This window comes from Pseudomonas sp. GW821-FHT03E01 (assembly GCF_059420765.1).
Window position 1 is genome coordinate 402,865 of record NZ_JBWKUI010000003.1, and the last position, 13,597, is coordinate 416,461.

Here is a 13,597-nt window from a genome sequence, read left to right on the forward strand (position 1 = left end):
GACAGCAAATCTGTCCGACAAAGCCCTGAAAGTGCTCTATGGCGAGCTTTGAGGCGCTTATCGGAGTGCGTTTATAGCAAGAAATTCAGTCCAGCGGCTGTATATAGAAGACAAACGGCTGCGCCACGCGGGTCAGGCGTGGCGCAGTTTCGTCTTTCGTGTGGTTTAGCGCTTGAGTTTGCGCTTGTTGCGGTACTGGTCGATGACCACCGCCACCACAATAATCAGCCCCTTGATAATGTCTTGAATATAAGCGTCAACACCGACAAAGGTAAAGCCGCTGGCCATGACCCCGAGAATCAATGCCCCGATTACGGTGCCAGTGATGCGCCCAACGCCACCGGCCAGGCTGGTGCCGCCGATGACCGCCGCGGCAATCGCGTCCAGTTCATAAGACATGCCCATCCCGGCCTGCCCCGTCGCGGCCCGTGCCGACGCCACCACCCCGGCCAGGCCGGCAAGCAACCCGGCGATGCTGTAGACAATCACCAGATGCCGCTTGACGTTGATCCCGGAGGTACGCGCCGCCTGCATGTTGCCGCCAATGGCGTAGGTGTATTTACCGTACTTGGTGTAGCGCAGGGCAATGTGAAAGATCACTGCCACCACCAGAAAGATGATCACCGGCATCGCGCCGTGCCCTATGGCTGTGTAGGAATCCGAGAGCATGCTCACCGGCTGACCTTCGGTGTAGTAGCGCGCCAGACCGCGCGCCGAGACCATCATGCCGAGGGTGGCAATGAACGGTGGAATCCCGGTGATCGCAATGATGCTGCCGTTGATCGCCCCCGCCAGCAATCCCACCCCCAGCCCGGTGATCACTGGAATCCACACCGGCAAGTCAGTCAGGGACGGAAACACCGCTCGGGCAAAGTCCGAGGTCTGGGCCAGGCTGGCGGCAATCATCGCCGACAGCGCCAGCACCGAACCGGAGGAAAGGTCGATACCGGTGGTGATGATGACCTGGGTTACCCCGATTGCCAGCAGGCCGATGATCGACACTTGCAGAATCATCAGCACCAGGCGCTGAGAGTTCATCAGGAAGCTCTGGTCCCGCACGATCCAGCCGAACAGCTCGAAGACCAGGCCGATGCCGATCAGTACCAGGAAGATACTCAGCTCGGTCGGGAAGCGCCGGCGACTCTTGACCGGTGCCATTGCAGGCTTGTTTTCCAGTATCGCGTTCATAACCACTCACCCTTCTATTGCGTCGTCGACGGCGGCCACGGCCACCGCCAGCATCCATTAGTGAACCGCGGACATGCCCGAGGCCAGTTGCATCACTCGTTCCTGGGTCGCTTCGCTGCGGTCGAGGGTGCCCATCAGGTCGCCCTCGTGCATGACCATGACCCGGTCGCTCATGCCCAGCACTTCCGGCAGTTCCGAAGAAATCATGATCACCGCCATGCCTTCGCTGGCCAGGTACGAGATCAGCCGGTAGATCTCGGCCTTGGCGCCGACATCGATGCCCCGGGTGGGCTCGTCGAGAATCAGGATTCGCGGGTTGGTCATCAGCCAGCGCGCCAGCAAGGCCTTCTGCTGATTGCCGCCGGACAAGGTATCGATGCACTGCTCCAGCGACGGCGTTTTCACCCGCAGCTTCTTGCACATGTCTTCACACAACGCGCGCAGGGCTTTCTGCTGGATGAAGCCGTTGCCGACGTAATGGGGCAATACCGCCATTTCCATGTTTTCCAGCACCGACAGGCACGGGAACAGGCCGCTGAGCTTGCGATCTTCGGTCAACAACGCGAAGCCCTTCTCGATGGCCATGTGCGGATCGGTGATGCGCACCACCTCGCCGTCTAGCCGGATCTCGCCACCGTCACTCGGAGTGATGCCGAAAATCGCCTCGGCGACATTGGTCCGCCCCGAGCCCATCAATCCGGCGATGCCCAGGATCTCCCCGGCATGCAGGTCGAAGGAGACGTCTTTGAAAATGCCGTCCAGCTTGAGGTCGCGTACCGACAGCAACAGATCGCCGATCGGCTTCTCGCGCACCGGGAACAACTGGCTCAGTTCGCGACCGACCATCATCGAAATCAGGCTGTCGCCGTCCATGCTGTCGGCCCGTTGCAGGCCGATGTAGGCGCCGTCGCGGAATACCGCCACTTCATCGGCGATGCTGAACACTTCGTTCATTTTGTGAGTGATGTAGATGATGCCTTTGCCCTGGCTCTTGAGGTCGGCAATGATCGAGAACAGGTGGGCGACTTCCTTGTCGGTGATAGCCGAAGTCGGTTCGTCCATGATCAGGATGTCGGAGTCGTAGGACACCGCCTTGGCGATCTCGACCATCTGCCGTTCGGCGATGCTCAGGTTGCCCACCTGCTCTTCCGGGTCGAGATTGATCCGCAGCCGCTCCAGCAGTTTGGCGGTGCAGCGGTGCATTTCGCGGTGATCGATCATGTGCAGGCCGTTGAGCTGCTCCCGGCCGATCCAGATGTTCTCGGCGATGCTCATGTGTGGCATCAGGTTGAGTTCCTGGTGGATCATCGCAATCCCGGCCTGGAGCGCGGCCAGTGGCGTTTCGAAGACCACCGGCTTGCCCCGCAGGCGCAACTCGCCAGCGTCCGGCTGGTAGATGCCGGCAATGATTTTCATCAGGGTGGATTTGCCGGCACCGTTTTCGCCCATCAGCGCCAGCACGGAACCGGGACGCACCCGCAGCTGTACGTCGGACAAGGCCACCACACCGGGAAAACCCTTGCTGACGTTGATGATCTCCAGCAGGTACGGCTCATCGACAGGTGTTGCGGTTGGCTGGATACCCACCAACGGGGTGCTCGAAGCAGTCGCTGAAGCGAACATGATCAGGTACTCCATCAGCAAGGTCGCGTCGCAACCTTGCGTGCTTATTGTTGTTATCGAACGGACGGACTATTTGAACTGGTCAACGTTTTGCAAGGTGATCAAGCGATACGGCACCCACACCGCCTGCTCGACCGGTTCATTCCTGGCCATTTTCACCGCGGTGTCGATCGAACCGTCGGCCTGACCCTTGGCGTCCTGGAACACCGAAACCAGCAGAGAGCCCTTCTTCACCGCGTTCAAGCCGTCGGGCGTACCGTCGACACCGGCGATCAGCACACTGCCTTTGGCGACACCCGCCTGTTGCAGGGCCATGGCCGCGCCAATCGCCATCTCGTCGTTGTTGGAGACGACCGCGTCGAACTTGCGGCCCTGGGTCAGCCAGTCGTTGACCAGGGTCATGCCCTTGTCCCGCGACCAGATGCCGCTCTGCTCTTGCTCGATCTTGATGTTCGGGTACTTGGCCAGCACCTCTTTTACGCCCTTGGTACGGTTGGTGGTGGAGTTGTTGGCCAAATCACCGAGCAGAATCACGATGTCGCCCTTGCCGCCCATTTTTTCCGCCAGGTACTGCATCTGCATCTGACCGGCCTCCAGATCGTTGGAGGCGACAGTGACCACGCCTTTGGGCAGGTTCATGTCGTCGGGACGACGATTGACGTACACCAGCGGAATACCGGCCTTGACCGCTGCTTCAGTGATTTTCTTGGTGGCGGCGGTATCCACCGGGTTGACCACAATGGCGTCGACCTTCTGGCTGATGAAGCTTTCTACCTGGCTCAACTGCCTGACCACGTCGCTGCGCGCATCCTCGAACTGCAGCTTGACGCCATCGGGATAGGACTTGGCTTTGGTGTCCATGGATTCGCGCAGGTAGGTCAGCCAAGTGTCATCGAACTGGGCCATGCTGACGCCGATCTTCATGTCAGCGAGTGCGGCACCGCTGGCGAGCATCAGGGACAAGGCGAGTGAGGCGAAACGGGTCTTGGTCTTCATGAAAGGTCTTTCTCCACATTCTTGTTGGTTTTATGGATAAGGCGTGACGATTTCAGTAAGCGGGCAAGCGGACTATCGGCGCTCCCGGAATGCAGCAGACCAGGGCGCCCTTGCGTTCGACGCAAAGCAAGCGAGAGACGGAATGAAACGAGACGCGAGGCAGGTCGCGAGAGAGGTGCAGCGCGGAACGTAAAGCATGCAGAGCAGAGTTGAAGGTTTTCATCGACGGTACCTGGCTTTGTTTCTTGTTTTTGGTGCGTCCTTCACTCGTTCAAGGCCTGCTTGAGCGTGATCGGACGTTGATAGTCGGCAACCTGGAAACGACTTTATTGGAAAATAATTTCTATATCAACTCATTTTAGAATTTTATTCTGATTTTGTTCCATGGCTTTCAAATGCGCTCAACGCCACCACTTGATGGCGCTCGAAACTGAGCCGCGCAGCGTCTAGCACGCGGGTGGTCGCCAGTGCATCACGGGCCTCGACCGGCAGTGGGCCACCGCTCTGTAACGCGGTTTGTAGCTGCAAATAGAACTGGTTCCAGCAACCTCGCTCGGACGGCACCCGCTCGCGCACCTCGCCCTGTTCGAACCATCCCCAGCGACGATGCTCTTCGACGCCCCAGCGCTCGCCCTCGGATTTGGGCGTGAGCCCGGCCAGGGCCGACGCCTCTTGCCCGTCCAGACCGTCGACGCTGTAGCAGCCCTGGGTGCCGGTCACGCGAAAACGCGGGCCGGGGGTGTTTTGCAGGCAACTGCCACTCAGGTGCGAGATCACGCCACTGGCATGGGTCAGGGACATGAAGAAGCCGTTGTCGAAGGTCTGGCCTTTTTCGAGGTAATCCAGTTCGGCGTAAACCCGGGTGACGGGGCCAAACAACAGCAACGCCTGATCCACCAGATGGCTGCCCAGATCGCGCAGGAAACCACCGCCGCTGCCGTTATTCACCGACTGTGGTGAGTAGCGTTCGATCCGCGACTCGAAACGGGTGACCTTGCCCAAGGCACCGGACTCGATGAGTTTGCGTACGGTGAGGAAATCCGAATCCCAGCGCCGGTTCTGGTAGACGCTCAAATGCACGCCCTGACGCTCGGCCATGGTGATCAGGGTTTGCGCCTGTTGCGTATCGGCGGCGAACGGCTTGTCGCTGACCACCGCCACCCCGTGTTCGATTGCGTCGAGCACCAACGCCGGACGACCTTTGAGCGGCGTGGACACCACCAGCACATCAACCCCGGCTTCGACCAGTTGGCCAATGCTGTCGAAGGCCGGCACACCGGGATGTTCCGTGGCCAGCAGTTGTCGGCGCTCGGCGGAACGGGTGACCACGCCCACAAACGTCGCCGCCGGCAAGCTGCTGATCAGCGGAGCATGGAAAAACCGGCCGCCATGGCCGTAACCGACAAGTCCGATACGCATAATTAATTCCTGTGTTCACATGATCCGTAGGAGCGAGGCTTGCCCGCGAAGCTTTTAGCGATCTTGAGGGCCTCTTCGCGGGCAAGCCTCGCTCCTACAGGGGGTGGGGCTATTGACAGAGTTCGCGGGTCACGCGTTCGAGCATCATTCGGTTGGACTCGTCCGGCCGGTCTTCCCAGGCGAATACCGAGACGGTGGCGATGCCATCGAACTTGATCTCGCGCAAGGTGCCGAAAAACGCTTCCCAGTCGACCTCGCCCTGGCCGATGTCCAGGTGCTGATGCACGGTGGCAGTGACACCCGGCGGGTTGACGATGTAGCGCAAGCCCGAGGAAGCCTTGTGGTTGTAGGTGTCGGCGATGATCAAGTGACTCAGCTTCGAGCCGGCGTACTTGAGCATCGAGGCGATGTCACCCACGCCATCGTCATAGAAAAACGTGTGCGGCGCGGCGTAGAGGTAGTTGATCCAGTCGCGGTCCAGACCGCGAATGATGTCCACCGACTCGTTGTTGCGCTCGCAGAAATCATAAGGATGGGCCTGGATATCGAGCTTGATGCCTTCGCGTTCGAACTCGGGGATCAGTTCGTCCATAGAACGCATGAACTGGTTCTCGCAGACCAACGGGTTGTCCGACTGGCCGGTGAACTCGGTGTTGACCAGCTCGCAGTCCATCTCCACGGCAATCTGGATCGCCCGCTTCCAGTTGCGCACGGCGGCCACGCGCAAACCTTCATCGGCGGCAGCCCAGTGGTACATCGGTAATAAAGAAGAGAGTTTGACCCCGGTGTCGCTCAGGGCTTTGCGAAATTCCTTGATCCGCGCCTTGTCGACTCGCGGGGCTTTATAGAACGGCAGGAAATCTTCTCGGGGCGACAGCTCGATGTGTTCGTAACCGAGCTCGGCGACCTTGTCGACCATCTTGCCCAGGGACAGGTTGCGGTACATGTAGGGGTCTAGTGCGATGCGCATGTTTTTTTGTTCTCCTTAACCAGAAATCGACACCATCCCCTGTAGGAGCGAGGCTTGCCCGCGAAGACGGACCTTCAGCCGACATCAATGTTGAATGTGTCGACGTCTTCGCGGGCAAGCCTCGCTCCTACAGGGGTCAGTGGTTAACCGTAAAAGCGTGGGCGATCAGGGAGTGCGACTTTGACAATCTGGCCGCTGTTCTGCGCCTCGATGCAGGCATCCGCAGCGACGGCGGCGGCGAAACCGTCCCACGCCGATGGCCCGCCGACCTGCCCGGCGCGCACGCCATCGATGAACGCCTGCAACTCGACGTCGTACGCGGCGATGAACCGATCCTTCCAGTCCATCAGAATCGCATTGGACAGTTTCGCTCCGCTGCGCAGCTGAACCTGCGACGGCTCCGGCAGTTTGGCGATGCCCGTCTCCCCTACCACTTCGCACTGGATGTCGTAGCCGTACTGGCAGTTGACGAACACTTCCACGTCGATGCGCGTGCCCTTGGCGGTTTCCAGCAACACGATCTGCGGGTCTTTCAAATGGGCGTGGGCCTTGCTGGTCTTGCGCGGGAACACCACTTGCACCGACACATAGTCGTCGTCGAGCAACCAGCGCAACACGTCCAGCTCATGGATCAGCGTGTCGGTGATCGCCATGTCGGTCTTGTAGTTTTCACCCACGGTCGGGTTACGGTGGGCGCAGTGCAGCATCAGCGGTTCGCCGATCTGGCCACTGTCGATCACCGATTTCAATGCCCGATAACCTTCATCGTACGGGCGCATGAAACCAACCTGCACCAGTCGCTTGCCGTGGGCCACTTCGGCCTCGACGATCTTGCGGCAGCCTTCGGCGGTGACCGCCAGCGGTTTCTCGCAGAACACCGGTTTGCCCGCCGCAATGGCCGCCAGCACGAACTCTTCGTGGCTCGGGCCCCAGGAGGTGACGAGGATTGCGTCGACGTCCGGCGCCTTGATCAACGCGTGGCCATCGGGATAGACCTCGGCGATCAGCTTCAGATCGGAGACGACCTTGGCCGCTTGCTGCAAATTGATGTCGGTGACCGCGACAACCTGACTGTTGAGCAAGGTCTGGCTGCAACGACGGATATGGTCCTGGCCGATGGCCCCGGTGCCGATGACGCCAATGCGCAACGAATTGGAAAGCGAAGACATATAAACACTCCTGTTGTTCGTTTCAGGGCAATCAGTATTGACGGGCCTTGGCCAATCGTTCGTTGAGGGTCTTGGCCACTGCGTCAGTGCGTGCGCTGGTGGAGACTTGCGCCACGCCGACCCGCCACCACGACAGGTATTTGTGAATCATGGTTTTGGGCAGGACCTTGATGTCGATCAGCGTCGACACCGTCTGCAACCGCGCATCTGCCAACGCGGCTCGCAGCTCTTCAACCGTGTTCACCTTGTAGGTCTTGCAGCCGTAAGCCGCCGCGCTCATGGCGAAATCCACCGGCACGAAACCGCCATCGAGCTTGCCGGTTTCAGGATTGCGGAAACGGAACTCGGTGCCGAAGCTGTCCATGCCGTGTTCCATTTGCAGGTTGTTGATGCAGCCGAAGGTCATGTTGTCCAGCAACACCACGTTGATCTTGCGGCGCTCCTGGATCGAGGTTGCCAGCTCCGAGTGCAGCATCATGTAGGAGCCGTCGCCCACCAGCGCATAGACCTCGCGCTCAGGCTCGGCGAGCTTCACCCCCAGTGCGGCGTTCACCTCGTAACCCATGCACGAATAACCGTACTCGACGTGGTAGGTGTTCACACCCTTGCTGCGCCAACTGCGCTGCAAGTCGCCGGGCAGGCTGCCGGCGGCGGCGACGATCACCGCGTCATCGGCCAGGGTTTCATTGAGCACACCGAGCACCCGGCTCTGGGTCAGGCAGGAACCGGTCAGCTCGATGAATTCGCGCAGCACCGCCGGGTCCAGGTGGTCGTTGATTTCCGGCACGAAGTTTTGCGTCTGGTACTCGACCTGATAGAGGCGGTCGACTTCCTCGTCCAGCTGCGCCCGGGCCTGTCGGGGTTGATCGCCCCAGCCGGAGCGATAGTCGCCCAACACAGCGGCCAAGGCGTTCAAGCCGGTTCTGGCGTCCGCCAGCAGTTGCACGCCATCGAGTTTCAGGGCGTCGCAAGGGCTGATGTTGAGGTTGAGAAATTGCACGTCCGGGTGTTTGAACAAGGATTTCGACGCGGTGGTGAAATCGCTGTAGCGGGTGCCGATGCCGATGATCAAATCTGCGTCCCTGGCCAACAGGTTCGCCGCCAGGCAACCGGTTTCGCCGATCCCGCCGACGTTCAGCGGATGGCTCGACACCACCGCGCTCTTGCCGGCCTGGGTTTCGGCGAAAGGAATATCGAAGCGCTCGGCAAAGGCCTGCAACGCTGCATTGGCACCGGAATACTTGACCCCACCGCCGCAGATGATCAGCGGTTTGCGCTTGCCTTCAAACAACGCCACGGCATCGTCGAGCATCGCTTCGGTGGCCGGACGGCGCTCGATGCGGTGCACGCGTTTTTGCAGGAAGTAATCGGGATAGTCGTACGCCTCGGCCTGCACGTCTTGCGGCAAGGCCAGGGTCACGGCGCCGGTTTCGGCGGGGTCGGTGAGCACGCGCATGGCGTGGATCGCCGCAGTCATCAGTTGCTCGGGACGGTTGATCCGATCCCAGTATTTGCTCACGGCCTTGAACGCATCGTTGGTGCTGATGCTCAGGTCGTGGAACTGCTCGATCTGTTGCAACACCGGGTCTGGTTGACGGCAGGCGTAGACGTCGCCGGGCAACAGCAGCAAGGGAATACGGTTGGCGGTGGCCGTCGCGGCAGCAGTCAGCATGTTCGCCGCGCCCGGGCCCACCGATGAAGAACAGGCGTAGATCTTGCGCCGCAGGTGTTGCTTGGCAAAACCAATGGCCGCGTGGGCCATGCCTTGCTCGTTGCGGCCCTGATGGACGATCAGGTCGCCGCTGTCCTGTTCCAGGGCTTGCCCCAGACCCAGCACATTGCCGTGGCCAAAAATGGTAAAGATCCCGGCGACGAATTTGCTCTGAACCCCATCGACCTCGATGTACTGGTTATCGAGGAATTTCACCAGGGCCTGGGCCATGGTCAGTCTTGTTGTGGTCATGCTTGCACCTTTTCCGTATGCAAATCCGATGTCAGCTCAGGGATTTCTGCAGGTGATCCATACTCGCGCCGATCGCCGTCTGGATATCCGCCAGGTCATGGACGCTGTCGGCAAACGGTTCGAACGACAGGTAGCCGCTATAGCCGCTACTGAGCAAGGTGTCGATCTGCGCCGCATTGCCGAGGATGTCGCCCTCGCCCACCAGCACCCGATGGCCGTCACGAATGGTCGCCAGTGGCGCCTCGGCATCTTCGACGCCGGAGATGTGCACCAACCCGGTCAGTTCAGGGAAGAATTCATGCTCGCTGGCCAGGTGATGGTGGAAGGTGTCATGCACCAGACGAAACACATCCAGCCCTCCGATGGCCTTGATCGCATCGACTGCCGTGCGTTTGCGCCGCAGCGAGCATTCTTCGAAACCCAGCGGTTCGATGAAGCCGAGAATGCCGTGATCGCGCAGGATCGGTGCCAGTTCACTCAACGCCGTGCGCAGGCCGGACGCACGCTGCGCTTCGGTTCGTGGATCGGCGCGGTCGTTCAATGGGCACATCACCAAGCCCCGTGCGCCACAGTCACGGGCATAAGCGGCAAGCTTCAGGGCATGTGCGCGGCGCTCGTCATTCCAGACATCGAACGGATACAGCGCGTTGATCGACAGCACCGTGATGCCTTTGGCCGCGCACAGCTCACGGACGTGTTCGGGGGCGGTGCCATCCTCGATCTCGACGCCTTTGAGGTCGTTGCGAATCTCGATGGCGTCGGCCTTGAGGGTCACCGCCAACTCGATGAATGCTGGCAGGGACAAGCGTGGGGCGACCATACGATTCAAGGCGAAACGCAGGGGTTTGCTCATTTTTTGTTGTTCTCCGCACACGTGAATTATTTGGCTGTCGGCATGCTGAATTCAGGGCCCTTGGCGATGCTGTCGGGCCAACGCTGCATCACGCTTTTGTAGCGGCTGTAGAAGCGAATGCCTTCTTCGCCATAAGCGTGGTGATCACCGAACAGCGAGCGCTTCCAGCCGCCGAACGAGTGCCAGGCCATGGGCACCGGAATCGGTACGTTGATGCCGACCATGCCGACCTTGATGCTGCGGGCAAACGAGCGGGCGATGCCGCCGTCGCTGGTGAAACAGGACACGCCGTTGCCGAATTCATGGGCGTTGATCAGCGCCACGGCGCTGGCGAAGTCCGGCACGCGCACAATGCCCAGCACTGGTCCGAAGATCTCTTGCTGGTAAATGCTCATCTCGGTCGTGACCTTGTCGAACAGCGTCGCACCGACGAAGAAACCGTTCTCGGCGCCTGGCACCTTGAAGTTGCGCCCGTCGACAATCAGCTGCGCGCCCTGGGCCACACCCTCGCCGATAAAACCCTCGACTTTGGCCTTGTGTTCGGCGGTCACCAGCGGCCCCATGTCGCTGTCACCCTGCATGCCGTTGCCGACCTTCAGTTGATCGATGCGCGGCAGCAGTTTGGCAATCAACTGGTCGCCGACATCACCCACGGCCACAGCAATCGAAATCGCCATGCAGCGCTCACCGGCCGAGCCGTAAGCCGCGCCGATCAGTGCATCCGCCGCCTGGTCCAGATCGGCATCGGGCATGACGATCATGTGGTTCTTCGCCCCGCCCAGCGCCTGTACACGCTTGCCGCGCGAGGTGGCTTGCTGGTGGATGTACTCGGCAATCGGCGTCGAGCCGACAAAGGAAATCGCCTCGATGTCCGGGTGTTGCAGCAAGGCGTCGACCGCCGCCTTGTCGCCCTGGACCACGTTGAACACACCGTCCGGCAACCCGGCTTCGGTGAGCAAACGAGCCATCAACAAACTGGCGGATGGATCACGCTCAGACGGTTTGAGGATGAAGCAGTTGCCGGTGACCAGCGCCAACGGGATCATCCACAACGGCACCATCACCGGGAAGTTGAACGGCGTAACGCCGGCGCAGACGCCCAATGGCTGGCGCAGGTTCCAGTTGTCGATGCCACCGCCGATGTTGTCGCTGAAATCGGTTTTCAGCAGGTTCGGCGCACCGCAGGCGTATTCGACGATTTCGATGCCACGGGTCACTTCGCCCTTGGCGTCGGAGAACACCTTGCCGTGTTCGCGGCTGATGATTTCGGCCAGTTCGTTGTGATGGCGATCGAGCAATTCCTTGAACTTGAACATCACCCGCGAACGGCGCAGGGACGATTGCTCGGCCCAGGCCGGGAACGCCTTCATGGCCGAAGCGACGGCCTCGTCCACGGTCTTCTGGCTGGCCAGCCCGACCCGCGCCTGAACGCTGCCGGTGGCCGGATTGAAGACATTGCTGAACCGCTCGCTACCGCTGTCCTGCACCTGACCGTCGATGTAATGGCCTATGACCGGGGCGTCGCTCATTGTTCTTGTTCTCCCTTTGAATGTTGGAATTTAGAGATCCAGTAGCCAGCTGTGCTGCGGATCGTTATGGAACTGCCAGACGCGTTTCGGGCCGGCCATCACGTTCAGGTAATACGACTCATAGCCGTAGGGCACGCTGACCGGGTGATAACCCTTGGGCACCACAACCAGATCGCTGTTTTCCACCGCCATGGCCTGATCGATGCTGCGATCGTCGGTGTAGACCCGCTGGAACACGAAGCCCTGGGGCGGGTTGATCTGGTGGTAATAGGTTTCTTCGAGAAAGCTCTGGTGCGGCAGATCGTCGGTGTCGTGCTTGTGCGGCGGGTAGCTCGACGAGTGACCGGACGGCGTACGCACTTCCACCACCAGCAGCGAATGGGCGGGCTCGGTGTCCGGCAAAATGTCGCAGACATAACGGGTGTTGGCGCCCTTGCCGCGCACACTGCGTTTCATGCTGTCGGGTTTGATCAACCGTGGGCCGAGGTTTTCGGTAGTCGAACCGGGGGCCGCGCACACGGCGATTTGCACGTCGCTCAACGCCACCACCTGGGCCTGGCTGCCGGGTGGCAAATACACGGCGAACGGTGATTTGTCTTCGAACACCGACTGACGATCGCCGATGTTGTCCCAGTCGAACGCGCCCTGCCCCGGTGCTTCGCCTTTGATGCCGACCCGACCGCTGAGCAGTACCAGACACAATTCCTTGTCACCCGCGCTGACCGGCAGGGTTTCGCCGAGGCTCAGGCGGTAAGCGGCAAAGCCGACGTATTCCAGCTCACCCTGCCCCAACTCGACCATGGTCCGGCCACGGGCATTGCTTTTGACCAGCAGGCTCATTGCGCGGTCCTCTCGTCGAGCAGCGCACGCAAGGTGTCGTAGCCTTTTTTCGCGTAGACGTAACTTGGTGCCACCGCCGGATCCTGCTCGGCTTCCACCACCAGCCAGCCGTGGTAGTCGGCGCCCAGCAATACGTCGAGCAATGCGCTGAAGTCGATGTCGCCATCGCCGGGCACGGTGAAGGTGCCGTTGATGATGCAGTCCGGGAAGCTCCAAAGATTGTTGCGCGCCAGTTGCACCACCGGTTTGCGCACGTCCTTGAAATGCACGTGGCAGACCCGTTCGATGTGTTTGCGCAATACCTGCAACGGCTCTCCGCCGCCCATGTAGCAGTGGCCCGAATCGAACAGCAGGCCGACTTCGCTGCCAGTCAACGCCATCAGTTTGTCGATGTCGGCCGGGGATTCGACGTAGGCCCCCATGTGATGGTGATAGGCCAGACGCACGCCCTGGGACAGGGTGAAGCGCGCCAGTTCGGTGAGTTTGTCGGCGTATTCTTGCCAGGCCTGCTCGGTGTGGAAACGTGGGCGCTCGACCAGTGGAATGCGCTGGCCTTGAATGGAGTCGGCGACTTCGCCATAGACCAGCACCTTGGCGCCGTTCTTCGCCAGCAGCTCGACATGGCTGCCGATGGCGTCGATTTCCTCGGCCACGGAACGGCGGGCCAGACGGCTGGAATACCAACCGGACACCAGTGCCAGGTCATACGGGCGCAATACATCGCCGACGCCCTTGGCGTCCTTGGGGAACTTGCCGTTGAGTTCGAAGCCTTCGTAGCCAATGTCCTTGCCTTCGCTGAGAGCGGTGCTCAACGGCGTTTCACCACCGAGGGACGGCAGGTCGTCGTTGCTCCAGGAGATCGGGTTGATGCCAATTCGGATAGCGGGCATGGCTGCACCTTTTATTGTTTTCTCAAAAATGTTCAACCGATCACCTGTGGCGAGGGAGCTTGCTCCCGCTGGACTGCGAAGCAGTCCCGAATCAATCAGCCCGGTGTATCAGGTAAACCGCATTCACAGGTTTGCGACTGCTTCGCAGCCGAGCGGG

The 13,597-nt window shown here is 60.5% G+C and carries 11 protein-coding genes; all 11 read right to left on the reverse strand.

The window, feature by feature from the left end; all coding sequences use genetic code 11:
- Nucleotides 1–165: 165 nt before the first annotated feature.
- Entirely contained in the window at nt 166–1,188 is a 1,023-nt protein-coding gene (locus AC07VO_RS07440; protein ID WP_018928024.1) for an ABC transporter permease, read from the reverse strand.
- 57 nt (nt 1,189–1,245) lie between these two features.
- A complete protein-coding gene (locus tag AC07VO_RS07445) occupies nt 1,246–2,811 on the reverse strand; it encodes a sugar ABC transporter ATP-binding protein (protein WP_018928025.1) in 1,566 nt (521 codons plus the stop codon).
- A gap of 69 nt (nt 2,812–2,880) precedes the next feature.
- Nucleotides 2,881–3,807, reverse strand: coding sequence for a sugar ABC transporter substrate-binding protein (locus tag AC07VO_RS07450; protein WP_086945496.1), 927 nt, complete (start codon nt 3,805–3,807; stop codon nt 2,881–2,883).
- A gap of 366 nt (nt 3,808–4,173) precedes the next feature.
- Nucleotides 4,174–5,226, reverse strand: a complete 1,053-nt coding sequence (locus AC07VO_RS07455; RefSeq protein WP_086945495.1) for a Gfo/Idh/MocA family protein — start codon at nt 5,224–5,226, stop codon at nt 4,174–4,176.
- Between the two features lie 109 nt (nt 5,227–5,335).
- Complete coding sequence (locus AC07VO_RS07460) at nt 5,336–6,196, reverse strand: sugar phosphate isomerase/epimerase family protein (protein ID WP_007939382.1); 861 nt, start codon at nt 6,194–6,196, stop codon at nt 5,336–5,338.
- A 143-nt stretch (nt 6,197–6,339) separates the two neighbouring features.
- Nucleotides 6,340–7,365, reverse strand: coding sequence for a bifunctional inositol 2-dehydrogenase/D-chiro-inositol 1-dehydrogenase (gene iolG, locus AC07VO_RS07465; protein WP_086945494.1), 1,026 nt, complete (start codon nt 7,363–7,365; stop codon nt 6,340–6,342).
- Between the two features lie 31 nt (nt 7,366–7,396).
- Nucleotides 7,397–9,328: a 3D-(3,5/4)-trihydroxycyclohexane-1,2-dione acylhydrolase (decyclizing) gene (gene iolD / locus AC07VO_RS07470; protein WP_086945493.1), complete on the reverse strand. Its 1,932-nt coding sequence runs from the start codon at nt 9,326–9,328 to the stop codon at nt 7,397–7,399.
- 31 nt (nt 9,329–9,359) lie between these two features.
- Nucleotides 9,360–10,181, reverse strand: coding sequence for a TIM barrel protein (locus AC07VO_RS07475; protein WP_086945492.1), 822 nt, complete (start codon nt 10,179–10,181; stop codon nt 9,360–9,362).
- 26 nt (nt 10,182–10,207) lie between these two features.
- Entirely contained in the window at nt 10,208–11,710 is a 1,503-nt protein-coding gene (locus tag AC07VO_RS07480) for a CoA-acylating methylmalonate-semialdehyde dehydrogenase (RefSeq protein WP_086945491.1), read from the reverse strand.
- A gap of 30 nt (nt 11,711–11,740) precedes the next feature.
- Nucleotides 11,741–12,550 (reverse strand): 5-deoxy-glucuronate isomerase, encoded by an 810-nt coding sequence (gene iolB / locus AC07VO_RS07485; protein WP_086945490.1) that lies wholly within the window; start codon nt 12,548–12,550, stop codon nt 11,741–11,743.
- On the reverse strand, nt 12,547–13,440 hold the full coding sequence (gene iolE, locus AC07VO_RS07490) for a myo-inosose-2 dehydratase (protein WP_086945489.1): 894 nt from the start codon (nt 13,438–13,440) through the stop codon (nt 12,547–12,549). The genes iolB and iolE overlap by 4 nt, the downstream gene beginning before the upstream one ends.
- Nucleotides 13,441–13,597 lie beyond the last annotated feature (157 nt).